At 71.4% G+C, this 26,622-nt stretch carries 20 protein-coding genes; 10 read left to right on the top strand and 10 right to left on the bottom strand.

Going from position 1 to position 26,622, the window contains the following annotated elements; all coding sequences use genetic code 11:
- Positions 1–407 precede the first annotated feature (407 nt).
- Entirely contained in the window at positions 408–1,445 is a 1,038-nt protein-coding gene (locus H4W31_RS35890; protein ID WP_318783601.1) for a LacI family DNA-binding transcriptional regulator, read from the top strand.
- A 68-nt stretch (positions 1,446–1,513) separates the two neighbouring features.
- Here H4W31_RS35890 and H4W31_RS35895 read toward each other — a convergent pair whose 3' ends face one another.
- Positions 1,514–4,435 carry a LamG-like jellyroll fold domain-containing protein gene (locus tag H4W31_RS35895; RefSeq protein WP_192770663.1) on the bottom strand — a complete coding sequence of 974 codons (2,922 nt, stop codon included), beginning with the start codon at positions 4,433–4,435 and terminating at the stop codon, positions 1,514–1,516.
- 488 nt (positions 4,436–4,923) lie between these two features.
- Here H4W31_RS35895 and H4W31_RS35900 point away from each other — a divergent pair, with 488 nt between their 5' ends.
- The 5 genes from H4W31_RS35900 (at position 4,924) to H4W31_RS35920 (ending at position 9,011) form a co-directional block, all read left to right on the top strand.
- A complete protein-coding gene (locus H4W31_RS35900; protein ID WP_192770664.1) occupies positions 4,924–5,442 on the top strand; it encodes a hypothetical protein in 519 nt (172 codons plus the stop codon).
- 23 nt (positions 5,443–5,465) lie between these two features.
- Positions 5,466–5,639 (top strand): hypothetical protein, encoded by a 174-nt coding sequence (locus H4W31_RS35905; RefSeq protein ID WP_192770665.1) that lies wholly within the window; start codon positions 5,466–5,468, stop codon positions 5,637–5,639.
- A gap of 158 nt (positions 5,640–5,797) precedes the next feature.
- Positions 5,798–6,832 (top strand): Bug family tripartite tricarboxylate transporter substrate binding protein, encoded by a 1,035-nt coding sequence (locus H4W31_RS35910; RefSeq protein WP_192770666.1) that lies wholly within the window; start codon positions 5,798–5,800, stop codon positions 6,830–6,832.
- Positions 6,832–7,464 (top strand): tripartite tricarboxylate transporter TctB family protein, encoded by a 633-nt coding sequence (locus H4W31_RS35915; protein WP_192770667.1) that lies wholly within the window; start codon positions 6,832–6,834, stop codon positions 7,462–7,464. Before H4W31_RS35910 ends, H4W31_RS35915 begins: the two co-directional genes overlap by 1 nt.
- Positions 7,461–9,011: a tripartite tricarboxylate transporter permease gene (locus H4W31_RS35920; protein ID WP_192770668.1), complete on the top strand. Its 1,551-nt coding sequence runs from the start codon at positions 7,461–7,463 to the stop codon at positions 9,009–9,011. The genes H4W31_RS35915 and H4W31_RS35920 overlap by 4 nt, the downstream gene beginning before the upstream one ends.
- A gap of 22 nt (positions 9,012–9,033) precedes the next feature.
- Here H4W31_RS35920 and H4W31_RS35925 read toward each other — a convergent pair whose 3' ends face one another.
- A complete protein-coding gene (locus tag H4W31_RS35925) occupies positions 9,034–9,708 on the bottom strand; it encodes a response regulator (RefSeq protein WP_192770669.1) in 675 nt (224 codons plus the stop codon).
- Complete coding sequence (locus H4W31_RS35930; RefSeq protein WP_225945861.1) at positions 9,705–11,279, bottom strand: sensor histidine kinase; 1,575 nt, start codon at positions 11,277–11,279, stop codon at positions 9,705–9,707. Before H4W31_RS35930 ends, H4W31_RS35925 begins: the two co-directional genes overlap by 4 nt.
- A 190-nt stretch (positions 11,280–11,469) precedes the next feature.
- On the opposite strand from H4W31_RS35930, the gene H4W31_RS35935 reads away from it, so the two are divergent.
- Positions 11,470–12,501, top strand: a complete 1,032-nt coding sequence (locus H4W31_RS35935; RefSeq protein ID WP_192770670.1) for a Bug family tripartite tricarboxylate transporter substrate binding protein — start codon at positions 11,470–11,472, stop codon at positions 12,499–12,501.
- A gap of 49 nt (positions 12,502–12,550) precedes the next feature.
- On the opposite strand, the gene H4W31_RS35940 is transcribed toward H4W31_RS35935, so the two are convergent.
- From H4W31_RS35940 to H4W31_RS35950, 3 genes are all read right to left on the bottom strand, one after another.
- Positions 12,551–13,564 carry an abortive infection protein gene (locus H4W31_RS35940; protein WP_192770671.1) on the bottom strand — a complete coding sequence of 338 codons (1,014 nt, stop codon included), beginning with the start codon at positions 13,562–13,564 and terminating at the stop codon, positions 12,551–12,553.
- Positions 13,561–14,193: a TetR/AcrR family transcriptional regulator gene (locus tag H4W31_RS35945; RefSeq protein WP_192770672.1), complete on the bottom strand. Its 633-nt coding sequence runs from the start codon at positions 14,191–14,193 to the stop codon at positions 13,561–13,563. Before H4W31_RS35945 ends, H4W31_RS35940 begins: the two co-directional genes overlap by 4 nt.
- Before the next feature lie 89 nt (positions 14,194–14,282).
- Complete coding sequence (locus H4W31_RS35950; protein WP_318783602.1) at positions 14,283–15,182, bottom strand: serine hydrolase; 900 nt, start codon at positions 15,180–15,182, stop codon at positions 14,283–14,285.
- Positions 15,183–15,288: 106 nt separating this feature from the next.
- On the opposite strand from H4W31_RS35950, the gene H4W31_RS35955 reads away from it, so the two are divergent.
- Positions 15,289–16,248 (top strand): LysR family transcriptional regulator, encoded by a 960-nt coding sequence (locus H4W31_RS35955; protein ID WP_192770674.1) that lies wholly within the window; start codon positions 15,289–15,291, stop codon positions 16,246–16,248.
- Positions 16,249–16,310: 62 nt separating this feature from the next.
- On the opposite strand, the gene H4W31_RS35960 is transcribed toward H4W31_RS35955, so the two are convergent.
- The gene (locus H4W31_RS35960; RefSeq protein WP_192770675.1) at positions 16,311–18,026 is read right to left on the bottom strand and encodes an IlvD/Edd family dehydratase; all 1,716 of its coding nucleotides are present in this window, start codon (positions 18,024–18,026) and stop codon (positions 16,311–16,313) included.
- A 165-nt stretch (positions 18,027–18,191) separates the two neighbouring features.
- Here H4W31_RS35960 and H4W31_RS35965 point away from each other — a divergent pair, with 165 nt between their 5' ends.
- Complete coding sequence (locus tag H4W31_RS35965; protein ID WP_192770676.1) at positions 18,192–19,205, top strand: zinc-dependent alcohol dehydrogenase; 1,014 nt, start codon at positions 18,192–18,194, stop codon at positions 19,203–19,205.
- 100 nt (positions 19,206–19,305) lie between these two features.
- On the opposite strand, the gene H4W31_RS35970 is transcribed toward H4W31_RS35965, so the two are convergent.
- The 3 genes from H4W31_RS35970 to H4W31_RS35980 all read right to left on the bottom strand — a co-directional run bounded on the left by H4W31_RS35970 (position 19,306) and on the right by H4W31_RS35980 (position 23,343).
- Positions 19,306–20,118: a transglutaminase-like domain-containing protein gene (locus H4W31_RS35970; protein WP_192770677.1), complete on the bottom strand. Its 813-nt coding sequence runs from the start codon at positions 20,116–20,118 to the stop codon at positions 19,306–19,308.
- Between the two features lie 47 nt (positions 20,119–20,165).
- Complete coding sequence (locus H4W31_RS35975) at positions 20,166–21,521, bottom strand: TolB family protein (protein WP_192770678.1); 1,356 nt, start codon at positions 21,519–21,521, stop codon at positions 20,166–20,168.
- Positions 21,522–21,789: 268 nt separating this feature from the next.
- On the bottom strand, positions 21,790–23,343 hold the full coding sequence (locus tag H4W31_RS35980; protein WP_318783603.1) for an aldehyde dehydrogenase (NADP(+)): 1,554 nt from the start codon (positions 23,341–23,343) through the stop codon (positions 21,790–21,792).
- A 293-nt stretch (positions 23,344–23,636) separates the two neighbouring features.
- Between H4W31_RS35980 and H4W31_RS35985 the strand changes: the two genes are divergently transcribed.
- Positions 23,637–26,579: a beta-L-arabinofuranosidase domain-containing protein gene (locus H4W31_RS35985; protein ID WP_192770679.1), complete on the top strand. Its 2,943-nt coding sequence runs from the start codon at positions 23,637–23,639 to the stop codon at positions 26,577–26,579.
- Positions 26,580–26,622: the final 43 nt, after the last annotated feature.

The raw sequence follows: 26,622 nt of genomic DNA on the forward strand, positions 1-26,622 counted from the left end.
GCTTCGTCCTCCAGGCGCGCGGTGGTCGTCGGGTGCCCAGGTACGGGCGGGCGGTCACCGGATTGCAGCGCGCCGGAGTCGACCGAGCCGAGGCTTCCCGACTGCAGGTTGAGCAACGCGACCGGCAGGGTGAACCTGTCCCCGTCGGTCAGGAAGATCAACGGTGCGTCGATCTCGCTCCAGGCTGCCAGGAACGAAAAGAACGCGACGCCATCGAGAAAATTAAAGAAATCGTTTGCTTCAAGGCTAGGCGTTTATGTCGACGGCGGTCAATAGATGTTTCTGATGCCTGGTCCGGGGAGTCTCCTGGATCCCGGAGGGCGGGCGAGGTCGCGCTATGCTCGCTGCGCAAGCAAGGAAACCGGGAGGAAAACGTGTCGCACCGCGATCCGCCCACCATCAGTGACGTGGCAGCGCTGGCGGCGGTGTCGGTGGGCACGGCATCGAAGGCGTTGAACGGTCGCGGTTCCATGCGCCCGGAGACCCGACAACGGGTACGGGAGGCCGCCGAGCGACTGGGATTCCGGGCCAGCGCCGCCGCCCGCAGCCTCCAGGCCGGACGGACGTACACGGTCGGCATGATCACCACCGACTCGATCGGCCGGTTCAGCATCCCGGTCATGCTCGGCGCCGAGGACTCACTCGGCGCCGGCCGGATGTCGGTCTTCCTCTGCGACGGCCGCGACGATCCGATCCGGGAGCAGTACTACCTCGACACGCTGTTGAGCCGCCGGGTGGACGGCATCATCGTGACCGGCCGTCGGGCCCAGCCGCGTCCACCGGTCCGGGCCAACCTGCCGGTACCGGTCGTCTACGCCTTCATCAGCTCGACCGACCCGGACGACTGCTCGGTACTGGTCGACGAGGCCGACGGCGCCACCAAGGCGGTCGAACACCTGCTCGCGATCGGTCGACGCCGGATCGCCCACGTCAGCGGGCCCGAGCACCACCAGTCCGCGGCGACCCGTTGCACGACGGCGGCCGGCCGGCTGGCCGGGGCGGGACTGGAGTTCGCCGCACCGCCGATGTTCGGCGAGTGGAGCGAGGCCTGGGGCCGGCACGCCGCCGGCACCCTGCTCGCCAACGGACACGACTTCGACGCGGTCTTCTGCGGCAGCGACCAGATCGCCCGTGGTGTCGCGGACGGCCTGCGCGCGGCCGGCCGTCGGGTCCCCGACGACGTGGCCCTGGTCGGCTTCGACAACTGGGACGTCATGGCGATGGCCTGCCAGCCGCCGCTGACCAGCGTCGACATGGACCTGGAGGGGGTCGGCCGGGCCGCCGCCGACATGCTGCTGGCCGCGATCAACGGCCAGCCGGCACCCGGCCGGCACTACCGACCGTGCCGGCTGGTGGCCCGCGAGTCCACGGCGGTCACGGTCCGACCCGCCCCGGGGACCGCCCCGGCGCCGCCGGACCGGCTTGCCGCGCAGCCGCGTACCTGACCCGACCGGAGTGGGCGTGGTGCCGTGGCGGAGGTGCTGCTCCGCCACGACACCACGGGGTACGACGACTAGCGCGGCAGCGTCACGTCGACGTAGTCCAGGTCCACCGTTCCGGGTTGGGGCCCGCCGGGGTGGTCGGGATGGCCCTTGGCGAGGGTGATGGTCGAGGTTCCGGCGGGCAGTTCGACGATGGCCGTGGTCTGCCGGATCATCTCCCGGAACTGCGTCGGCGCGTAGGAGACGACCTGCCACGGGCCCTCGTTCACCCGTAGGAGATGACCCGACCTGGTCTGCGCCCGCCGTTCGGCCTCGGTGCCGGCGGTGGAGTACCCGATCTTCAGCCGGTACCGACCGGCGGCCGGCACCGTGACCGGCAGCCGCAGGTTGCTGTCGGGCTGACTCAGGTCGCGGACGTACGCGTCGTTCGAGACGTACGGGGCGAAGAAGTTGTTCTCGTCCATGTCGATGCTGACCAGACTCGCGCCGGACCACTCCCCCCGCTCCGCCTCGACCCGGACCCGGAAGGGGGACACGTCGAGATGGTCCACCCCGACGGCGTGGGACCCGACCCGGAGGGTGACCCGGTTCGGCCCCTTCCTCAGCACCGCCTGGATCCGGCTGGTCGAGAAGGGGGTCGCCGCCGTGGTCGGCGCGTACTCGACGGCACGGGTTCCGGCGCCGGTCAGCACGCTGCCCCGGACCGGCGAGCCCGACGGGTTGGTGTAGCGGACGTCCAGGTCGTACGCGCCGGCCGCCGGTGCGGTGACGACGAAGGAGAGGTCCCGGTGGCCGGTCCGCCCCGGTCGCACGTACCGGTTGTCGGACGCCAGTGGGCTGTCCCCGGTCGACCAGGACCGGTGGTCGGCCGCCTCGGCCTCGTAGCGCCGCTCCGGGCCGGTGAGGTCGGGTGCCTCCCGATCCGGCCGGATCACCGCCAGGTAGGCGTCCGAGTCCTGAAGTCCGGAGAGCGGAATGGAGATCTTCCCGTCGCGTACCGGATAGCTTCCGGCAAAGAGCGCGACCGGGCCCTCGGAGACGCCGTCGGTCCCGGTCCACTCGGTGGTGAACACCTGCACGTTCGCCTTCTTGCCGAAGCCGCGCAGCGCGGACAGGCCACGGACGGCAAGCTGGAGGTCGCCGTCACCGCCCCCGAAGGCGACCCGAACCGTCCTGGTACGCGGATCCGCACTGGCGAAGCCGTCCGGCGCGGGCAGCCGCTCGACGCCCTCGATCCGGGTGACCACCGTGCCGCTGCGCTGGTTGCCCGACGAGTCGGTCGCGGTGGCACCGCCGGTCTCGTCGAGGCGGTACCAGGCGACGTCGCCTCCGCCCACCGCACCGCCAGGCGAGGTCATCAGCGACCGGACCTCGGCCGGCGCGAGGCCCCGACGGAAGATCTGGAAGTCGTCGACCGTCCCGTCGAGCAGCGGATCGGGGTACTGGGAACGGCCGATCCAGTTGTTCGTGGTGTCGCCGCCGGCCAGGTCGGACGGGCTCAGCGTGAGGTTGGGGTTGCTGCCGACCGGTTCGCCGTTGACGTACAGCGTGCCGGTGTTCCCGGCCTTCGTCAGCGCCACGTGGGTCCAGCCGGTGGGCAGCGGCGCGGTGCCGTTGATCTGCTGCTCGGCGGCACCACCGTTGTTGGTGATCGAGAACCGTACGGCGTTGTTCGTGGCGGCGTCACCCGAGCGCGGCGTCAGGAACATGTTCACCTGGGTGCTCGCGCCGAAGTCGAAGATCCTCGACCAGTCCGGCGTCGAGGCCAGGTTCACCCAGGTCGAGACGGTGAAGTCGGTCAGGCCACGGAGGACGCCGGGCGGAACCTCCAGGTACCGGTTCGGATCGGTGCCGTTCAGCTTGATCGCGTTGCCGAAACCGTCCCGGCTCGGCACCCGGGTCGCCAGCGCCGGTGTCGGGTCGCCCACCTCGATCACCCGGCCCGCCCGGGACGGCGGCGTGGTCTCGACCATGTTCCCGGTCATCTCGCCGTACCACTTGAACAGCCAGTAGTTGCCGGTGGGTTCGGCCTGACGCGCCGGGCCGGAGCCACCGCCGACCGGCACCAGCAGGTCGGCGAGGCGCCCCGGCTTGTGCCAGAAGGCGAGGTTGGCGGTGTCCACCTCGGCCCGTTCCAGCCGGGCCACGAACCGGGTCAGCCAGCCCGGGACACCGGCGTCGCGCGGTGCGCCGTACTCGTTGATGCTGATCGGCAGCGGGCCGATCCCGAACTCCTTCTCCAACTCGCGGTAGCTCTCCACCCGGCCCTCGACGTCGACGCCGCGCGCCGTGCCGAGTTCGTGCCAGGAAATGATGTCGGGCACCGTGTCGGACGCGACGGCGGCGGTCAGGAAGGCCCGCATCCCGCTCTCGTAGTCACGGTCGTGGCTGGGGCCGATGATCGGGGTGTCGGGGTCGAGCGTGCGGATCAGCCGGTAGGTCCGGGCCCACATCTCGTCGAAGTCGCCCCAGCTCGAATTCCAGGTCCACTGTGGCTCGTTCCAGATCTCGTACCCGTAGATGTTGTCCGCCCCCGACGCCAGGGTGGCCCGGACCATCTTCTCGACCTGCTCGTACCAGTAGTCGTCGCCCTGCCACTGGTAGGGGAAGCTGGGGAAGATGTCGGGCAGCCGGACGGTGACCGTCGCGCCGTGGCGCCTGGCCACCGGCCACACCTTCAGGGTGTCACCGACCGGCGCGGGCTCCCCGTTGGGCTGGTGGGTCGCGCCCGGCGGCGGTTGGGTGAACATCTTCGGCCGGACGGCGGCGATCCATGGGTCGGCCGGCCAGCCCTCGTCGCCCAGCCCGTACAGGGAGCCCGATGCCGCGTGGTCGACCTTCTTGAACGGCTTGGCGACGTCGACGTCGAGCACCATCGGAGCCCGGCCGGGCAGGCCGGCGGCCTGGCTCGGCTCGGCCTCGCCCGCTACGGCGGTCCCGGCGGTGACCAGTAGGGCCGCCGCGACGGCGGCGCGCAGAGTTCGGTGTCGCACATGCACCTCACTTCACTTCGGAGGAGATCCGGAGCCGGTTGGATCCACCGGACCGGGCGCCGGGGCGACACGGCCATGGGCGGGGATCGAGGCAGGGGGCGGGCCGTGACCCTGGGTACCAGCGCGGATATCGAAAGTGCCCGTCGATGGGTGCGGCCCGGGTGCCCCTGCCGCCGAGACGTCCGGGTCCCGAGCCCGACGACATCCGGGGGGTGGAAGGACGGACAACCGACAGTGGAGGAAAATCAGGCAATCGGTTTCCCAGGAGGCTAGGCGTTACGGACATCGACTGTCAACGAGAGTTTCGCGCGTGTTACCCGGACCGATCCCGGGCCGCACACCAGCCGGTGGTCCAGCACCGGAGGACCGACCGGGAAAGACGGGAAAGTCTGCGCCGCCGCGCCGACCCGACCCCCAGACGGGCGGTTCGCACACCTGTCCGGTAATTTCTGGCTCTGGCCGTACCGCCCGGACAGGAGAGCTCAGGCATGGGTAAGAGGACCGTTCACGTCTCCGATTTCACTGGCAAGGTCCTCGAGACCGCCGACCAGGTGGTCCGGATCGTCGTGCTGGAGCACCCCGACCTGGTCGCCGGGCCGGTGCAACTGGAGGCCGAGCCGGCCGAGATCGAGAGCATCGACGACGCGGCCCTGGACGTCGCCGTCGTCGAGATCTACGACGGGCGGGACGACGACCAGCCGCGCCGGGTGACGCTCACCGCCAGCGAGTTCGACTCGCTGGCCACCGACGTACCGATGGCACAGCTGCTGCGGACCGCCGAGCGGATTCGCCCGCCGAAGGCGAGCCGGAAGACCGACCGTCCCGACTACAGCACCCTGGAGCACGCCGGCAAGCCGCACCGGGGCCGGGTCACGGAGGAGGAGGCGGGGCTGGTCCGCGACCACCTCGACGAGATCAACAAGAGGCTCGCCGACGAGGGGGTCCGGCAGATCGACCCGACCGACCCGGAGCAGGCCACCCGGTACGGTTTCCCGACACCGGCCTGACCGGTACCCCTCTCCCCGCAGTGATGACCACGCCCGCCGTACGCATCCGGGTATCGAGGCGGACTGATGGCGCAGGAGACCCACAGGATCGGCCGACGGGCAACCGGAACGACCTGCCGGCGTTCCTCGCCGGATTCAGCCACTTCGCCTTCCAGGTCCGTGGCGACCGGGTGTCCCGGATGACCATCCGGGCCTGACATCGCCGTCGGCGCCATCGGGCAGGGTCCACGACCACAAAGACCACAACGAACTCCACGACCGTAACGGTGACGGGTGTCACCTCGGCCGGAAGCATCTACGCAACGCAGCGGCAACGCGGCGGCAACAGATGCGCATTCCTGCCGAGGAGACACCGATGACAGACCTTCGAAGCACGGTACGCCGGCGGAGGATCGCGACGCTCGCCTGCGTACCCCTGCTCGCTCTCGGGGCCACCGCCTGCGCCAAGGACGGCGACGGGGGCGGCGACGCCACGGCGGCGAAGTACCCCACCAAGACGATCCAGTTGATGGCGCCCGCCGCACCCGGCGGCGGTTGGGACAGCACCGCCCGGGCGCTACAGAAGACGCTGACCGAAGGCAAGCTGGTCACCGAGTCGGTCGAGGTGACCAATGTGACCGGTGCGGGCGGCACCCTCGGGCTCTCCCAGTTGGTGACGAAGAACCGGGGCGACGCGCACCAGCTCATGGTGACCGGGCTGGTGATGATCGGCGGCGTGGTGACCAACAAGTCACCGGTCAACCTCGGCCAGGTCACGCCGATCGCCACGCTCACCGCCGAGCAGGAGGTGATCGTCGTACCGGCGGACTCGAAGTACACCACGCTCCAGCAACTGATGGCCGACGCCAAGACCAGCCCGGCATCGATCAACTGGGGCGGTGGCTCGGCCGGTGGCACCGACCAGATCCTCGTCGGGCTGCTCGCGAAGGCCGCCGGTGCGGATCCGAAGGCGATGAAGTACGTCGCCTACTCCGGCGGCGGCGAGTCCAAGGCCGCCCTGCTCTCCGGCGACCTGACCGCGGCGGTCTCCGGCGCCAGCGAGTACCGCGACCTGGTCGCGGGTGGCCAGGTCCGAGCCCTGGCGGTCTCCGGCGCCACCGGCATCGACGTCGGCGCCGGCAAGCCCACCCCGACGATCAAGGAATCCGGGTACGAGGTGGAGCTGATGAACTGGCGCGGCATCGTCGCCGCCCCGGGGATCTCCGACGGCGAGCGTGCGGCGATCATCGCGCTGATCGACCGGCTGCACGCCTCCGAGCAGTGGAAGCAGACGTTGACCGCACAGCGGTGGGACGACTTCTACCGCAGCGGTGCCGAGGCGAAGACCTACTTCGACGAGGAGACCAAGCGGATCACCGACGTGCTGACCGAGATCGGTCTGGCCGGTTGATGTCGTCGGAGACGGATATCCGGGGAGGGGCGGCCGAGCCGGTCGCCCTTCCTCCGGCGCCCTGGGGTGCCCGGATCCTCGGCGGCGTACTGCTGGCGGTCGGGCTCTTCCTGCTCTGGACGGCGTACGACTCCGCCGAGGGCGACTTCTCGCCGCACGGACCGTGGCTGGCCCCGCTGGTGGTGACGATCGGCTGGGTGGTGCTCGCCACCTGGTACCTGGCCGTCCAGTTCGGACCGTCGAGCCGCCGGCCCGTTCCCGATACCGCCGAGCAGATCGACCGGCCCGAGCAGGCTGAGCAGGGCGAGCAGACCGACCACCAGTCTGAGCAGACCGTCCGGCCTGAGGAGACCGAGCAGGCTGACGAGACCGAGCAGGGCGAGCCGGTGCCGGCCGTACAGTGGCTCACTCCGGCCCTGCTCTGCGCGGCGCTGATCGGTTACGTCCTGCTCCTCTCCCCGATCGGATTCGTGCTCGCCTCGGCGGTCTTCTTCCCCGCCTGCGCCCGGATCCTCGGCAGCCGGCACAGCCTCCGCGACGTCGCGGTCGGAGTGCCGTTGGCGCTCGGCGTCTACTACGGCTTCACCCTGGGGCTCGACATCACGCTGCCGGCCGGGGTGCTGCCGCTGTGAACGTCTTCGGCGATCTCCTCGGCGGCTTCGGCACCGTGCTCGAACCGCAGTACCTGCTCTACGCGGCGATCGGCGTCACCCTCGGCACCTTCGTCGGGGTGCTGCCCGGAATCGGCCCGGCGCTGACCATCGCGCTGCTGTTGCCGGTCACGTTCAACCTGGACGACCCGATCGGCACGTTCATCATGTTCGCCGGCATCTACTACGGCGCCATGTACGGCGGGTCGACCACCTCGATCCTGCTGAACACCCCCGGCGAGTCCGCCTCGGTGGCCACGGCGATCGAGGGGTACCAGATGGCCCGGCGCGGGCGGGCCCGGGCCGCGCTGGCGACGGCGGCGATCGGCTCGTTCGTCGCCGGCACCATCTCGACGCTGCTGCTCACCCTCTTCGCCAAACCGGTCGCCTCGCTCGCCACCTCGTTCCGCGCGGCGGACTACTTCGCGCTGGCCCTGCTGGCGATGGTCGCGGTCACCGCGCTGGTCGGCCGATCCCTGGTACGCGGGCTGATCTCGCTGAGCCTCGGCCTGTTCCTGGGACTGGTCGGGCTCGACGAACTGACCGGCCAGGCCCGGTTCAGCTTCGGCACCCTGGAACTGCTCGACGGCATCGACGTGGTGGTCATCATCGTCGGCCTCTTCGCCATCGGCGAGACGCTCTACGTGGCGAGCCGGCTCCGCCGGTTGCCCGAGCACGTGACCCCGCTGGAGCCGGGCGGTGGCGGTTTCGGCTGGCTCAGTCGACAGGACTGGGCCCGTTCGTGGCGGCCCTGGCTGCGCGGCACCGCCGTCGGCTTTCCGTTCGGGGCGCTCCCGTCCGGCGGTGCCGACATCCCCACCTTCCTCTCCTACACCTACGAACGGCACCGGGCGAAGAACCGGGCCGAGTTCGGCAAGGGGGCGATCGAGGGCGTCGCCGGTCCCGAGGCGGCGAACAACGCGGCGTTCTCCGGCGTACTCGTGCCGCTGCTCACCCTCGGCATCCCCACCTCGGCCACGGCGGCGGTGATGCTTGCCGCGTTCCAGAACTTCAACGTGCAACCGGGTCCGCAGCTCTTCGACAAGTCACCGGAACTGGTCTGGGCGCTGATCGCCTCCCTGTACGTCGGCAACGTGCTGCTGCTCGCCCTGAACCTGCCACTGATCCGGCTCTGGGTACGGGTCCTCCAGATCCCCCGACCGATGCTGTACGCCGGCATCCTGGTCTTCGCGACCCTCGGCGTGTACGCGGCCACGAACAGCGTCATCCAGGTGCTGATCGCGTACGGCATCGGGGTGATCGGGTTCTTCATGCGGCACTTCGAGTTCCCGATCGCACCGGTGATCCTCGGCGCCATCCTCGGCCCGATGATGGAGTTGCAGTTCCGGCGCACGCTGGTGCTCTCCAACGGGGACCTGAGCGTCTTCGTCACCCGTCCACTGACCGCGGTGCTGCTCGGACTGGTGGTCGTCGCGGTGCTGGTGCCGTTCCTGCCCCGGATCATCGCGCGGTTGCGGGGCCGCTCCCCCGCCTCGGCGCGGCGCCTCGCGTTCGGCGAGGACGACTGAGCAGGGCGAGCGGGCGAGCAGGTCAGGTTCCGCCGGTCCACCGGTAGCGTCGTTCCGGTCGGCCGGCGGAGCCGTACCGCAGGCTCACCCCGGCCTTGCCGGAGCCGACGAAGTGTTCCAGGTAGCGGCGGGTGCTGACCCGGGACAGCCCGACCCGGTCCGCGCACTCGGTCGCGGACAGGTCACCGTCGGCGGCCCGCAGTGCCGCCGCGACCAGGTCCGCGGTCGGCTGGGTGAGCCCCTTGGGCAGCCCGAACGGGGTCGGCCGGAGCGCCACGAAGAGCCGGTCGACGTCGTCCTGCGCCACCTCCTGGGAGCCGGTGAGCCGGCGCTGGGCGGCGGCGTACCGTTCCAGGCTGTCGCGCAGCGCGTCGAAGGTGAACGGCTTGATCAGATAGTGCACGACCCCGCCGCGCAGGGCGGTCCGGATCGTGCTGACGTCGCGGGCGGCGGTCACCGCGAGCACGTCCACCACCACGTCGCCCTCGCGCAGCCGGCGCAGCACCTCCAGCCCGGACAGGTCCGGCAGGTAGATGTCCAGCAGCACCAGGTCGGGCCGGAGCCGGTGTACCGCGTCCAGCGCCTCCGCGCCGCTGTGCGCCACCCCGACGACCTCGAACCCGGGTGTCCGCTCGACGAAACCGCACTGCACCTTCGCGACCATGAAGTCGTCGTCGACGACCAGCACCCGGATCATGCCGGCGTTCCCAGGACCGGGGCGGCGGCGACCAGCGGCAGCCGGGCCCGGAACGCCGCGCCCTCGACCTCGACACTGCCGCCCCGGTGCTGGCAGATCAGCCGGATCAGCGCCAGCCCGAGCCCATGGTGGCCCCGGGCCGCGTCCTTCGTGCTGTAGCCCTGCCGGAACACCTCCTCGACCAGTTCGGCCGGTACGCCCGGCCCGGAGTCGCTGACCCGGACCAGTACCTCCGCGCCGTCCACCCCGATCGTCACCTCCACCCGGCCACCGGGGCCGAGCGCGTCGAGGGCGTTGTCGACCAGGTTGCCGACCACCGTGACGAGGTCGACGGCGAGCTTCTCGTCGACGGCGGGCAGGTCGGACTCCGGCGAGATCGCCAGCTGTACGCCCTGCTCGGCAGCGAGGCTGGCCTTGGCGATCAGCAGTGCGGCGAGCGCCGGGTCCCGGATCAGCCGGGTGACGTCCCGGTTCAGCTCCTCGTGCACCTGACTCGCCCGGGTGATGTAGCGGATCACCTCGTCGTGCTCACCGAGTTCGATCAGGCCGGCGATGGTGTGCAGCCGGTTCGAGAACTCGTGCGCCTGTGCCCGCAGGGTGTCCGTGGTGTGCCGGCTGACGTCCAGCTCGCGACGGAGCGCGGTCAGTTCGGTCCGGTCCCGCAGCGTGGTCACCGAACCGACCCGTCGGCCCCGGACCAGCACCGGCCGGCGGTTGAGCACCAGGACCCGGTCGTCGCTGAGCACGATCTGGTCCACTCCGGTGACCCGGCCGGTCAGCACATCGCGCAGCCGGGGTTCCATCGGCTCGGCGTGCAGCGACTGGCCCACCGGCAGGGCCGGCAGGCCGAGCAGCCGTACCGCCTCGTCGTTGACCAGGGTCACCCGGTCGGCCGTGTCGGTGCCGAGCACCCCCTCCTTGATGCCGTGCAGCATCGCCTCCCGGTGCTCGACCAGACCGGTGATCTCGCGCGGCTCCAGGCCGAGGGTCTGCCGCTTCACCCGGCGGGCCAGCAGCAGCGATCCGGCCACCCCGAGCACCCCGCCCAGCAGCAGGTAGGTGAGCAGGTTGGTGACGCCGGCCGCGAGCTGCTCCGGCAGGGTCGGATAGGTCTGGCCGACAACGATCAGGCCGAGGAAGCTCCCGTCCCGCTCGTCCAGCACCGGCACGTGCGCGACCAGCGCCTTGGAGCCGTCGTTGAGCACGCCCACCCAGGACCGCCCGGAGAGGCCGTCGCTGCCGCCGCGCACCATCGGCGATCCGGCGTCGGGGCCGGTGACCAGCTTGCCGCCGGCGTCGGCGATCAGGACGTAGGTGGCACCGGAGACCGCCCGGGCGCTCTCCGCGACCGCGGCGAGGGCCTCCTGACCGTGTGGGTCGCCGATGCCCATCCGTACGGTCCGGTTGATCGCCGCGTTCTCGCCGACCGAGCGCAGCCGGGAACCCTCGTCCCGCCGGAACGCGGCGTCGGCCTCGGCGATCGAGACCGCCGCCACGGCACCCACCACCAGCAGGACGATGCCGAGCTGCAGCAACAGGAACTGGCCGGCCAGGGACATCCGCTGCCGCATCGCTCCTCCTCGTCCCGCCCCGGCGCCACGCCGGTCCGCTCCGTCTCCGTCCGGGTTCGGCACGGCGCGCGGCGGCCGGCGCCCGACCCACAACGACGGAGGCTTCCACCTGGCCAGCGGCGACGTCAACCGGCAAACTACCGGGGGCCGGGGTGGTGACAACGGGTCGCCGGGCGATGAGGATCGGCGGATGGCCCCTACGACACCTCGCCCGACCCGTCGGCTGACCCGCTCGGTGGTGGCGGTCGGCGTCACCGTCCTGCTGGCCGTCGTGGCGGGCTGCGCCGGCCGGTCCGGCGCCGGCTCGGCGCAGCTGCGGGTGCTGGTGCCGAACGCGCCGGGCAGCGGCTACGACGTGACCGCCCGCACCGCCGCCAAGGCACTGGCGGACGCCGGCATCGCCCGGGGTGTGGAGGTCTTCAACCTGCCCGGTGGCGGGGGCGTGGTCGGGCTCCGGCGACTCGGCTACGAACGCGGCAATCCGCGCCTGCTGATGCTGATGGGGCTCGGTGTGGTCGGCAGCCAGTACGCCTGGAGCCCCCGGGTCACCCTGCAGGACACCACCCCGGTCGCCCGGCTGATCGAGGAGCCGGCCATCGTGGTGGTGACCCGCGACTCGCCGTACCACGATCTCACCGGGTTGATCACGGCCTGGCGGGCCGATCCGGCCTCGGTGCCGGTCGGTGGCGGCTCGTCGGCCGGCGGCCCGGACCACCTCGCCCCGATGCTGATCGCGGACGCCGTCGGCATCCCGCCCCGGCAGGTCAGCTACCGGCAGTTCGACGGCGGTGGTGACCTGCTCGCCGCGATCCTCGACCACCAGGTCGACTTCGGCGTCTCCGGCCGCAGCGAGTACGCCGACCAGATCGCCTCCGGTCAGCTCCGGGTGCTCGCCGTGACCAGCGAGTTCCGGATCCCCGGCATGGCCGCGCCGACCCTGCGGGAGCGCGACGTCGACGTCGTCTTCACCAACTGGCGGGGCATCGTCGCGCCGCCCGGTCTGGGCGAGGACGACGTCGCCGCGCTGCGCGACGTGGTGGCCCGGCTGCACGGCTCGGCGCAGTGGCGCGCGGTCCTGGCGAAGTACGGCTGGACCGACGCGTACCTGGACGGGCCCGCCTTCGGCGACTTCCTCCGGGCCGAGAACGATCGCCTCGCGCACGCGCTGGACGGGCTCGGCCTGAGTCCGGATGCCACCCCCGTGCCCCGGTCCGGCGGATGAGCCCGCCCGGCCGGGAGCCGTCCGGCGGGGCCCGGTCCCGCCGGTCGGCTCAGCTACCGGCCGCGTAGCGCCGGGCGACGGTGTGGAAGGCGGCCTTCGGCTCCCACCGGTACGTCCCCGGCTCCTGGCCGGGGAGCACCTTGACGATGCCGTAGCCGGCCATGTCCAGGTCCCGACGGGAGTCGGCGGAGTGGGGATGGCTCGGTTCGATGAACTCGAAGACGAACGCGCCGTCGACGCCCGCCGCCTCGTAGATGTCGATCAGCTCACCGAGCTGCTCCGCCTGGACCTGTTCGTCGCGTTGGTGGCCGCCGGTGATCCGCGGAAGGTCGCCGCTCCAGTCGATGACCTCGTGTGCGGCGGGCCCCTTTCCGACCGCCTCGGCGAAGCTGGCGCAGCCGAACTCCACGATCACCACCGGCTTGCCGTGCCGCAGGTGCCGGCGCAGGTTCGCCGCGTACCGTCGCCGGTTGAACCGGACCCGGTAGTAGTCCAGGCCGACGATGTCGAACGGGCGCCAGTCGACCTGCTCCCAGAGCCCCGCGCCGTAGGTGAGCCGGCCGTGGAAGGAGGACCTGGCGACCGTGGCCGCCCGGGCCAGCAGCGAGTTGAGCCTGCGGTTGTACCAGGGCATCAGTGGCCAGGTCCGGGGCGAGGCCAGGCGGGCTCCCCGTTCCTGGTAGCTGTCGCCCGGGATGATGCCGGCGGCGAATATGGTCAGCTCGCAGCCGACGTTGAGCGTCACCGTCGAGTGCCGCCGCCGCAGCTCCTCGGCGGCTCCGGCCGCGTCGGCGAGGTGGTCCAGGATCCGCTGCGGGTCCGCGTCGACCAGCCGGGGTTGCAGCCACACGTGCAGGCCGTGTTCCAGCGCGATCGTCGCCGCCTGCCCGAGCCGGTCGAGGTCGGTGCCGAAGATGCCGATGGAGTCGCAGTGCAGCTCGGTCCGGATGGCCTCGATCTCCCGCCGGACCAGGTCCGGTCGCCACACCTCGCGGGAGAGGGCACCGCCGGCCCCGTAGTTGGTGCCGGTGTCGTAGTTGACGCCTCGGTAGGTCAGGCTCATCTCGTCGCCTCGCTTCGGGTGGCCCGGTCGAAGAGGGTGACCAGTTCGGCGGCGTACGCGGTCAGGTCGACCGTCGGGTCCGCCACCCAGGCGCCGAGCACGCCGATGACCGCCTGACTGACGGTCATCGCGACGAGCCGAGGGTCGAAGTCCCGGAACTCCCCGTCGCGTTGCCCGGTACGCAGGATCTCGCCGAGCAGCGTCAACACCGACTCGTCGGCAGTGGGCTCGAATCGCAGCCGGCCGTCGGCGGTGCGATGGTTGCCGACGATGTCCACCAGCGCCAGCAGGTGTGCCCGGCGCGCGTGCAGGTACGCGATGTTCGATTCGACGTACGCGGCCAGTTTGCCGGCCGCGCTCGACTGGGCGGCCAACCGGGGTTCGATGAACGCCCAGGAGTCGCCGTAGATCTGCGTCACCACCTGTTCCAGCAGTTCGTCCTTGCCGGCGAAGTGGTAGGAGACGACGCTCTTGCTGGTCTGGGCGCGTTGCGCGATCCGGGCCAGGGACGCCTGCGCGTAACCCGCCTCGGCGACCGTCTCGATCGCGGCCTCCACGATCTGCCGTCGCCGGGCCTCCTCGATGATCGGGTTACGTTTCCGTCCGCTCGGACTATCCTCAGGCCGCATGGACTGACAGTAGGCCGATCGGCCTACATTGTCCAGCGCCCACAGCCTGGCGGAACGGCGCGGGACAGGGCGGGGCGGGGCGGAAGAAGCTAGGCGGCGCGCAGGGCCTCCACCGCGATCCGGGCGGCCTCGCCCATGGCCAGGTCCACGTCGATCCGGCGAACGGCGAGCCGGTCGCTGCGGGCGAACACCGCGATCGCGTACCGGCCGCCGTCGGGATACTCGGCGACCCCGGCCTCCAGGTGCAGGCCGGGTAGCGTGCCGGTCTTGGCCGCGACCCGGACACCGGGCGGAAAGCCGGAGCCGAGCCGGGTCCAGAAGAGCTGCCGGGACATCCACTCCCGGACCATCTCGCAGGCCGCGCCGGGGCCCGCCTCGTCCCGCCAGACGAGGCCGAGCAGCCGGGTGATCTCGCGGGCGGTGCTCGACGTCGTGTGGGCCGGGTCGAACACCCGCATCGCGCGGATCCGCTCCGCCGACATGGTCGGGAAGATCCGGGCGAACTCCGCCTCGGTCCGGGCTCCGACGTCGGCGAGCATCGTCTCGACCAGTTGCCGGGGGCCGCCGAGAATCCGGGTCCGGGACAGGCCCAACTCGGCGGCGAGCATCGGCAACACGTCCGCGCCGACCCGGCGCAGCAGCAGATCGGCGGCGGTGTTGTCGCTGACCGACATCGCGAAGTACGCGAGATCGCGCAGCGAGACCTCGGCGTCGTCGGCGCAGCCCGCCAGCCCCCAGCCGCCGAGCCGGTCGGCGGCCCGGACGAGGACGCGCTCCCGAGGATCGAGCTGGCCGGCGGCGACCTGCCGGGCGAACTCCAGGACCAGCAGGACCTTGAAGATCGATGCGATCACCACCTGGTCGTCCGCGCGTACCGCAACCTCGCGGTCGACGACGTCGCCGTCGGCACTGTCGATGTCGACGACGTGCAGGCTGGCGGTCACCTCGGCCCGAGCGAAGACACCCTTGATCAACTCCTCCACTCCCACCCAGGCACGGTAGCCGCCGCCCCTACCGGCCATCCCGGGTGGTGACGACCGGCACCGCAGCGGCCGGGGCGCCGGCCGGTACCCGCCCCTGGCATACCATCGCGTCGTGGACCTGCTCCGACACCTGCGGAACTTCGTGGTGGTCGCGCACGAGCTGCACTTCGGGCGGGCCGCCGGACTACTCGGGATGGCGCAGCCACCGCTGAGCCAGTCGATCCAGCGGCTGGAACGGGAGTTGGGAACCGAACTGTTCGACCGCTCCCAGCGGCAGGTACGGCTCACCACCGCCGGTCAGCTGCTGCTCGGCGAGGCCGAGGAACTGCTCGCCGGCCAGCAGCGACTACGCAACCTCATGCGGCAGGTCCGGGACGGCACCCTGGGCGTGCTCCGCGCCGGGGTGTCACCGGAGACCTCCGCGGTGGCCCTGCGGGAGCTGCTGGAACGGCTCACCGCCCGGGCGCCCGACCTGGAGGTGGAGCTGCACGAGCTGACCAGCGGCGAGCAGATCCGGATGCTGACCGACCGGCAGCTGGACGTCGGCCTGCTCCACCATCCCGTCGGCGTTGACGGGCTGCATTTCGGGACCACGGTCGACGTACCCGTGGGGGTGCTGCTGCCCCGGACCTCACCGCTGGCCCGGGAGCGGCAGGTCGAGTTGGCGGCGCTGGCCGGGCTCGACCTGATCACCGCACCCGAGGCAACGGCGCCCGGCTGGCACGGGTACCTGCTCGACGTGTGCCGGCGGCACCACTTCGTACCGGCCCGGGTACGTCCGGCGCGAAGCCCCGAGTTCCTTCTCGGCCTCGTACTGGCCGGTGGCGGGGTCGCGGTCGAGCCGGCGGCACTCGCCCGCCGGGAGCCCCGGATCGCCTGGCGGCCGATCACCGGTACCCCGCTGGTGAAGCGCACCTCGCCGGCCTGGCCGAGGCACGCGCCGCATCCCGCCGCACCGATGTTCGGCCAACTCGCCGCCGAGGTCCTCGCCGACACCGAGCCCGGGCTGCCGGCGCCGCCCGCCGGGCCCGCCCCCCGCCCCTGGCCGGTCCTGTTCGACGCGGTCGGCTGAGCTCCGACGCGGTCGGCCGAGCTGCGTTTCATCCGCCGCCGGGCCCGGCCTCCGGCGCCGGGTCAGTGGGACTCGCGCGAGACCCGGTCGCCGCTCCCACCGACGAGGAAAGCGAGATCCGCGCCGACCTCGGCGCCGAGCACGGTGTCGACGTAGAGCTTCTCCCAGCCCCGGCCCGGCCGGGCGAGCGCCGCGACCAGGGCCGGCGACGGCGGTCGCAGGTCGAACTCCTCCCGGGGTACGTCCACCGACACCTGCCGGTTCGGCACGTCGAGGACGACCCAGTCACCGGTACGCAGCCGGTCGAGGGGTCCACCGGCCGCCGCCTCGGGTGACACGTGCAGCACGACGGTGCCGTACGCGGTGCCGCTCATCCGGCCGTCGCAGATCCGTACCATGTCCCGGACCCCCTGCCGGAGCAGTCGGGTCGGCAGCGGCATGTTCGCGACCTCGGGCATGCCGGGGTAACCCCGGGGGCCGCAGCCACGCAGTACGAGCACCGAGTCGGCGTCCACGTCGAGGTCGGGCGAGTCGATCCGCGCGTGCAGGTCCTCGACGGAGTCGAAGACCACCGCGCGGCCCCGGTGCCGGAGCAGGTGCGCACTGGCGGCGGCCGGCTTGATGATGGCGCCGCTCGGGGCGAGGTTGCCGTGGAGCACGGCGATCCCGGCCTTCGACCGCACCGGATTGTCACGGGTCCGGATGACGTCCGGGTCCCAGATTCGCGCGTCGGCGAGGGACTCGACGAACGGCCGGCCGGTGACGTCGATCGCGTCCGGGTCGAGCAGGTCGACCACCTCGCGCAGCACGGCGGCGAGACCGCCGGCCCGGTGCAGGTCCTCCATCAGGTACCGCCCGGCCGGTTGCAGGTCGACCAGCAGCGGTACGTCGGCGCCGATCCGGTCGAAGTCGGCCAGGGTGAGGGGTACCCCGAGCCGGCCGGCGATGGCGAGCAGGTGCACCACGGCGTTGGTGGAGCCGCCGATCGCGGCGAGCGCGACGATCGCGTTGTGGAACGACTCCGGGCGCAGCACCGAACTCGGCCGGCGCCCGGCCCCGACCATCTCCACGATCAGCCGGCCGGTCTGGTGCGAGCGGGTCAGCAGTCGGCTGTCCGGCGCCGGAATCCCGGCGGTTCCGGGCAGTACGGCACCGAGCGCCTCGGCGAGCAACGCCATCGTGGAGGCGGTACCCATGGTGTTGCAGTGTCCCCGGCTGCGGATCATCGAGGACTCCGACTCGAGGAACGCCGCCTCGCTGAGCGTGCCGGCGCGGACCTCCTCGCTCAGCCGCCACACGTCGGTGCCGCAGCCCAGTGGCGTACCCCGGAACGTGCCGGTGAGCATCGGCCCGCCGGGTACGACCACGGCGGGCAGGTCCACCGACGCGGCGGCCATCAGGAGGGCCGGAATGGTCTTGTCGCAGCCGCCGAGCAGCACCACTCCGTCGATCGGGTTGGCCCGCAGCATCTCCTCGGTCGCCATCGCGGCCATGTTGCGCCACAACATCGCGGTCGGCCGCAGTTGCGTCTCGCCGAGCGAGACCACCGGCAGGTTCAGCGGAACCCCGCCGGCCGCCCAGACGCCCTGCTTGACGTGCTCGGCGACCTCGTCCAGGTGACTGTTGCACGGGGTCAGGTCCGAGGCGGTGTTCGCGATGGCGATCTGCGGGCGACCCTCGAACGCCGAGTCCGGCAGGCCGCGACGCATCCACGCGCGGTGGATGTAGGCGTTGCGGTCCCGACCGGAGTACCACTGGCTGCTACGAGTCTCAGGCATCGAATTTCCGATTATCGCCACGCTGGTTCCACATCTGGAATATCGGTACCGTACCCGAGTGGCGTCGCTGCATCGGATCGGCTTCGCCCACCGGACAATGCCGGGCCGTCAGGTGCGCGGCGACGAGTTCGTCCGGCTCGCCCTCCGGCAGCAGCGGGCGCGCTGATGCGGGCCTTCGTTCTCACCGGACCGGGCCGGGCGCAGGTCCGGGACGTACCGCCGCCCGAGGCCGGTCCCGGCGGGGTCGTCGTCGACGTCGAGCGGACCGGTGTCTGCGGCACCGACGTCGAGTTCTTCACCGGCGAGATGTCGTACCTGCACACCGGGCAGGCGGGATATCCGGTACGGATCGGGCACGAGTGGTCCGGCACGGTCTCCGCCGTCGGCGACGGGGTCGATCCGGCATGGCGAGGGCGGCGGGTCACCGGTGACACCATGCTCGGCTGTGGACACTGCTACCGGTGTCTGGACGGTCGTCAGCACGTCTGCGCCGACCGGTACGAGATCGGCATCCGCAACGGCTGGCCGGGCGCGCTCGCCGAACAGCTGCCGGTACCCGTGACCGCCCTACAGGTCCTGCCCGACGCGGTGGACGCGGCGCTCGGCGCCCTCGTCGAGCCCGGCGGAAACGCCCTGCGCGCCGTACAGGGGGCGGACCTGCGGCCGGGCCAGCGGCTCCTGGTCCTCGGCCCCGGCACCATCGGCCTGCTCGCCGCCCGGATCGCCGCCGCGCACGGGGTCGAGGTGCACCTGCTCGGGCGTACCGCCGCGTCGCTGGGTTTTGCCCGGTCGATCGGCTTCGGCAACGTCTGGACCAGGCAGACGCTGCCGGAGTTGCCGTGGGACGCCGTGGTCGACGCCGCCAACGACGCCGCACTGCCCGCGCTCGCGGCGGACCTCGTCGAGCCGGGACGTCGGGTGGTGTACGTCGGCCTCGCGGGTCACCCGAGCCTCCTCGACACCCGCACCCTCGCGCTCAAGGACGTCACGGCGGTGGGGGTGCTCAGCGCCTCGGGTGCCTTCCCCCGGACGGTGGAGCTGTACGCCTCCGGATCGGTCGACCCGGGCCCGCTCGTCGCCGCCACCGTCGGACTCGACGAGGTCGCCGCCGTGCTCGCCGGCGACCGGCGACCCGAATGGGGCGACGCACCCAAGATTCACGTCGACCCCCGACGCTGATCTCCGGTGCCGACGGCCCGGTGCTGCCTCCCTGGCTGACGGCCCGGTGCTGCCTCCCAGGCTGACGGCCCCTAGCTGCCCACCGGCGCCGACGGCCCGGTCAGGTCGACTCCTCCGCGAAGACCGTCATCGACTCCAGCAGGGGCGCCCCGAACGTGGTCACCATCGCCACGTCGGAGGCGTCGCGTCCTCGGCCGATGAGGATCCGGCCCTTGCGGCGACGGTTGTTACGCGGATCGAAGGTCCACCATCGGTCGCCGAGCCAGACCTCCATCCAGGCGGCGAAGTCCATCGGCGCCGGATCCGGCGGCACGTCCATGTCCGGCAGGTACCCGAAGACGTACCGGGCCGGGATGTTCAGCGCCCGGCAGAAGGAGATGGCCAGGTGGGTGAAGTCGCGGCACACCCCGAACCCGGAGGCGTTGACGTCGACCGCCGTCGACTGCGGGCCACTGCTGCCGTACTGGAAGGTCAGGTGGTTGTTGACGTAGTCGCAGATCGCCTGCACCCGGGAGTAGCCGGTCGGCATCGCGCCGAAGCGGGACCACGACTCGTCGCCCAGCATGTCGGGCAGGCAGTAGCGGCTGGGCAGGGTGTAGATGAGCACGTCGTCCGGGAGTTCCTCGGGCGTCAGCTCCGGTGCCTCCTCGTCGGCCGCCTCGGTCGCGTCGGGTACGAGCACCGAGGCGTCGTAGCGCAACGTCGACCGGCCGGCGGGCAGGACGAGTCGGGCGCACGGGTTGCCGTAGATGTCGGTGTAGCTGCGGATCCGCAGACCCGGCTCCTTCGTCCAGCTCCGGCTGGCCAGGGTGACCGGTTCTGCGTTCCGCGGTTCGACCTGTAGGACGGCCGGAGTGTCGACCACCGCGACGTAGACGAACTCGCAACCCACCGCCACCCGCCGGGATCTCATAGCCGAATCGTCCGGGCACGATGTTTCAGGCGCGTTACCTATTGGACCTACCAGGCTCCCTGTTGGCGGACGAATACGTCGAGCTCGTCGTTGGTGTCGCCGGGGACCAGGTTGGACGCCCGGGAGACGAAGCTGACGTACCGGCCGTCGCCGCTGATCACCGGTCCGTGGGCGGCCGCGTCGGCCTGTACGCCGGCACCGGACACACTGACTCTGCTGGTCACACCGGTCCGGAGGTCCCGGACGAAGACGTCCTCGGTGTCGTTGGTGTCGTCGGCGACCAGGTTCGTGGCGTCGGTGGCGAAGCTGACGTACCGGCCGTCGGCGCTGATCACCGGATTCCAGACGCTGGTATTCGACTGGGCGCCCGCGCTCGAGACGCTGACCGGCCTGGTGGTGCCGGCCCGCAGATCGCGGACGAACACGTCGATGACCCCGTTGGTGTCGTCGCGGGTCAGGTTCGATCCGTTCGAGGTGAACACGATCCGGCGCCCGTCGGCGCTGATCGCCGGCGAGTAGCTGCCCCACCCGTTGGCCTGCTCCTCGGTGTCGGAGACGCTGACTCTGATCGTCAGGCCGGCCCGCAGGTCCCGGACGAAGACGTCCGGTGCGCTGTTGGTGTCGCCGGGCACCAGGTTCGAGGCGGAGGAGTAGAAGGTGACGTACCGGCCGTCGGCATTGATCGCCGGCTCGTAGCTGCCGTCGGCCGCCTGCTCCCCGGCGCCGGAGACACTGGCCCTGGTCGTCACGCCGGCCCGCAGATCCCGGACGAAGACGTCCCGCACGCCATTCGTGTCGTCGGGTACCAGGTTCGACGCGTAGGAGTAGAACGTGACGTACCGGCCGTCGGCGCTGACCGCCGGTCCGGAACTGCTCCCGTTGGCCGGCCCGTTGACACCGCTCACCGTCACCGCGCTGACCGCGCCGGTCCGTACGTCCCTGAGGAACACGTCCTCGACCCCATTGGTGTCACCGGGAACCAGGTTCGAGGCGATCGAGGTGAAGCCGACGTAGCGGCCATCCGGACTGATCGTCGGCTCGGCGCTGGCACCGTTGGCCTGCCCACCGTCGCGCGACACGCCGACCCGGATGGTCGTACCCCGCTCGCGGTCCCGAAGGAACACGTCGCTCGCGCCGTTCGTGTCTCTCGGCACCAGGTTCGACGCCGCCGAGTCGAAGGCCACGTACCGGCCATCGCTGCTGATGGCGTGACCCAGGCTGTAGCTGTTGGCCTGCGTTCCGGCGGTCGCGACGCTGGCCCGGCTGGTTCGGGTACCCGATTCGGCCGCCAGCGCCATCCCGGCCGGTGGCCCCGCGGCCCCGACCGCCAGCCCCGCGCAGATCGCGGCGATGGCCCGGCGGCAACTCCTGTCGGCGTAGGGCAATGCTGGTCGACGATGCACGGTGGATCTCCTCTGTCGGGTGAACGTGTCACCCTGTTGGTCCCAGCGGATCCGCCGTTTGTTCGGCAACTCGTTCGGCAACACTGTCCGGTTTCGGCATCCACGGCGCCGGGACGGTCCACCGTCGGGCGGTGGCTGTCGACGGCACCAGACAGCTGACGGAACCTCGGCGGGCGTGGTCCGTCCAACGTGGCGACCGGGAAACCGTGCCCGCCCAGGTGTACTGCCCGGGAGGCCGGCCGACCTCCGCCGGGCTGGACCGAACGGGTCAGTCCCGCCCGTCGACGCCGAGCACGCCGTCGCGGCGGCGCACGATACCCAGCGGATTACCGTCCTGCAGCGCCGGCGGCAGCAGCCGCTGCGGCACGTTCTGGTACGACACAGGCCGCTGGAAGCGCCGCACGGCGGTCGTACCGACCGAGGTGTGGATCGAGCCGGTCGTCGCCGGCCAGGGCCCACCGTGCTGCATCGCCCAGGTGACCGCCACTCCGGTGGGCCAGCCGTCCCAGATGACCCGGCCCGACCGGGCGGTGCAGAGGTCGATCAGGTGACCGGCGAGGTCGTCCTCGTCGGGGAGCGTGGCGTGCACGGTCGCGGTCAGCCCACCGGGCAGCACCGCCCAGATCTCGTCCAGCTCGGCCCGGTCGGCGTACTCGATCACCAGGGCGGCCGGGCCGAAGCATTCCACCAGCAGTTTCTCGGCGTTGGCCACCAGGTCCGGTGCGGCGACCTCGAGCAGCCAGGGCGTCACGTGGTACCCGGCACCGCCGGCCGGGCCGGCCGGGATCGCGCCCGCCGCGATCGTCCGTACTCCCGGCACCGTCGCCAGCGCGGAGACCTCGGCGAGGTAGCCGTCCCGGATCCGCTGGTTCAGCACCGGGCCGATCGCGACGGCCTCGATCGCCTTCGCCAGCGCGTCGGCGAGGCCGTGACCGGCCGGCAGGAGCAGCAGCCCGGGTTTGGTGCAGAACTGTCCCGCGCCCAGCGTCAACGACTCGACGAAGCCCGCGACGATGGCGCTTCCCCGGGTGGCCAGCGCCCTCGGGGTGACCACCACCGGGTTCAGCGAACCGAGTTCGCCGTAGAACGGGATCGGGTCCGGCCGGGCCGACGCCAGGTCGTACAGCGCCCGGCCACCGGACACCGATCCGGTGAAACCGACGGCCGTGACCGCCGGATGTGTCACCAGGGCCCGTCCGGCCGCCATGCCGTGCACGACGGCCAGGGATTCGGTCGGAGCGCCGGCGGCGACGCAAGCGTCGGCGAGGATCTGCCCGCACCGGGCCGACAGGGCCGGATGGCCGGGATGCGCCTTGACGACGACCGGGCATCCGGCGGCGAGCGCGCTGGCCGTGTCGCCGCCGGGCACGGAGAACGCCAACGGGAAGTTGCTCGCGGCGAAGACGGCGACCGGGCCCAGGGGCACCAGCATCCGCCGCAGGTCCGGCCGGGGCGCCGGTCGGGCCGCCGGGTCCGCCGGGTCGATCACGGCCTCCAGTACGGATCCCTCGTCGAGCGCGTCGGCGAAGAGTTCGAACTGTACGACGGCGCGGGTCAGCTCACCGGCCAGGCGTACGGCACCGAGCCCGGTCTCCCGGACGGCCAGTTCGACGATCTCGTCCCGGTGCGCCTCCAGTGCCGCGCCGAGTGCGCGCAGCAGTGCGGCACGCTCCGGCGGGGACATCGCGGCGAGTGCCGGCGCCGCCGTGGCGGCCGTCCGGCAGATCCGGTCCAGTTCGGCCACCGAGGTGTGTGCCACCGGCGCACCGGTGGGCTCTCCCGTGTGCGGATCCATGCCCTGGTCGAAAGCTTCTGTCCGCACCGCGTCCCTTGTCGTCTCGTCTTCTCGCCCGGTCGCAGGGTGCGGGGCGGGGCGGATTCCCGCCGTGGTCGTCACGCGCCAGACGAATGTAGGGAGTGCCGGGCATCGGCGTCACCGTGCAGATGTCGGCAGGCCAGGGAAAGGCTTCCGACAGCTGAAGGAGCCGACCCCGGCAATCGGAAACGGGTGCCCGGGAACGGGATCCAGGTCTTGACCCGGGTCCCGTTGTGAGCGTTAACATCCGGGCCGGGGGATTCGCACCCGTGAGCATCGGCAGAACAGAGGAGACCACCGTGAGCAAGAGGTTCTCTCGACGCGACGCCCTACGCCTGGGCGCGATGGCGGCGGCCGTACCGGCCGTGGTCTCCCTGGCCCCGACCCCGGCCGCCGGAGCGACACCGGCCGCCCCGGGTGGCGGCGGAGCCGGGGACGTCGGCGGGGTATCGCCCCGGCCGGGCTGGGTCGCCGACAACTGGACCGTCCGGCCGTTCGCCCTCAACCAGGTGGCCCTGCGCGACGGGATCTTTCAGGGCAAGCGCGACCGGATGCTCAACTACGCGCGGAACTACCCGGGCACCGGCGGCGTCCTCGACGGCCCGGACCGGATGCTGCACCTGTTCCGGGCCAACGCCGGCCTGCCCGCTCCCGGCACCTGGCCCGGCGGCTGGGACACCCCGAACCACCTGCTGCGGGGCCACTTCACCGGGCACTACCTGACGATGCTGGCCCAGTGTTACGCCGACACCGGCGAGGAGATATTCGTCGACAAGCTCGACTACCTCGTGGAGGAGCTGGGCAAGTGCCAGCGGGAGTTGGACCGCCGGAACCCGGGGCGGGTCCCCGGCCGCTCCGGCCGGGCGGTCCGGCTCAGCGACCCCCATCCCAACCAGTACGTCCGCCTACCGGCCGGCATCCTCGACGGCGTCACCGACCTCACGATCACCACCTGGGTGAACCTGGCCAGCACCCAGACCGGCGCGAGGATCGTCCACTTCGGCGCCGGTCCGAACTCGTACCTGTCCCTCACCGCCCGGGTGTCGGCCGACGCCGGTCCACGATTCGCCATCACGAACAGCGGCGCCGCGAACGAGCAACAGGTGAGCGGCGGCGGCCCGCTCGCCGTGAACGAATGGACCCACCTGGCTGTCACCCTCACCACGGCCGACGGCCTGGCCCGGATCTACGTCAACGGCGTCGAAGCCGGCGCGGGCAGCGTGACCCTCGACCCGGCCGACCTCGGCCGGACCGTCGACAACTGGATCGGCCGCTCGCCGGCCAACAACGACCCGCTGCTCAACGCGACGGTGGACGACCTGCAGATCTACGGCCAGGTGTTGACGGCGGACGAGATCCGCGGCCTCGCCGCCCCGGACGGTCAGCCGGGGATTCCGGCGGGAGCCGGACCGCTGGCCTGGTACCGGTTCGAGGAGGAGGGCGAGACCGCGGTCGACCACTCCGGCATCGGTCACGACGCCACGATCGTCGGCACCAGCCATCCCGGCTACCTGTCCGCGTTCCCCGAGGGCCAGTTCAGCCGGCTCGAACCACCGACCTTCCAACCCAACAGCGGGCCGAACGCCGTCTGGGCGGTCTGGTACACCTGCCACAAGATCATGCGGGGCCTGCTGAACGCGTACCAGCTCACCGGCAACGAGGACGCACTGGAGATCGTCTTCCGGATGGGCGACTGGGCACACAGCCGACTCAGCCGGATCAGCCGGGCCGATCTGGACCGGATGTGGAACATCTACAGTGCCGGCGAGGCCGGCTCGATGAACGAGGTGATGGCCGAACTCTCGGCGCTCGCGCCGGACCCCGGTCGGCGGGACCGCTACCTGAGTACGGCGAAGGCGTTCACCTTCAGCACCCTGTTCGAGGCGTCGATCGCGGAGCGGGACGAACTGAGTGGCCGGCACGCCAACCAGTACATGGCACCGAACATCGGCTACCTGCGGATCTTCGAACGAACCGGCGAGGCCGACTACCACCGCGCGGCGAAGAACTTCTGGTCGATGGTCGTACCGCACCGCATCTTCAGCAACGGCGGTGCGGGACAGAGCGAGCACTTCCGCCAGCGCGGCGTCATCACCTCCGGGTTCGCCTCCGGCTCGGATCCCCGGCACGCGGAGACCTGCTGCGCGTACAACATGCTGCGGTTGACCCGGAACCTCTTCTTCCACGACCCGGATCCGGCGTACCTGGACTACTACGAGAAGGCGCTGCACAACCAGATCCTCAGTTCGCGCCGGGACGTCGACAGCGTCACCAGCACCGAGGTGACGTACCACCAGAACATGTGGCCCGGCCGGTCGAGAAGGATCGGCAACGTCGTCGAGTACAGCCGGTACGGCGGCAACGGCAGTTGCTGCAACGGCACCGGTCTGGAGAGCCACACCAAGTACCAGGAGTCGATCTACTTCCGGTCGGCCGACGACTCGACCCTGTACGTCAACCTCTTCGTCGCCTCCGCGCTGACCTGGCCCGAGCGCGGCTTCGTGATCAGCCAGGAGACCGACTACCCGACCCGGGGCGCCAGCACGCTGCGGTTCGACCGTGGCCGTGGCCGGCTGAAGGTGAAGCTCCGGGTGCCCTCCTGGGTCGGCTCCGGCTACACCGTCCGGATCAACGGCGTCCGGCAGAAGCTACGGGCCGATCCGGGCAGCTACCTGACGCTGGACCGCCGCTGGAACACGGGCGACCGGATCGACGTGTCGATGCCACTGCGCTTCCGGGTGGAGAAAGCCCTGGACGACCGCTCGGTCCAGTCCATCATGTACGGACCGACGCTGATGGTCGTCCGGGACGGCACCCCGAGCTACCGGGAGTTCTCGTTCTTCAAGGACCTGAAGCTGGACGGCGACCTCGGTGGGGCGATCGAGCCGACCGACGTTCCGATGCACTTCCGCACCCACGGCTACCTGCTGGCCCCGTACTACATCTCCGATCCGGTGCCCGGCGAGTTCAACGCCTACCACCCGTACGTCCGGCGGGTGGAGCCGGAGGTCGTCTTCGGGACGGTCGGGACCGGCGTACCCAACGACGGTCTCCGGGACGACGACGGGGAGACCTTCCTCGACCGGGTCTGGGAGTCGGCGCCCTTCGCCGGGCACGGCGACTTCGTCCGACGGGTGGTGAAGGTCTCGGACCATTGGCTGGCGGCCGGCCGCCACACCCGCGACCAGCGGCGGGCGATCGTGCTCGCGGCGATCCGGGCCCGCGCGGCGCTGACCCGCTGACCGTCACGTCCGCGCCGCTGCCCGTCGATCGCGACGCGGCGGC

The sequence above is a fragment of the Plantactinospora soyae genome (assembly GCF_014874095.1).
Taxonomy (GTDB): Bacteria; Actinomycetota; Actinomycetes; order Mycobacteriales; family Micromonosporaceae; genus Plantactinospora; species Plantactinospora soyae.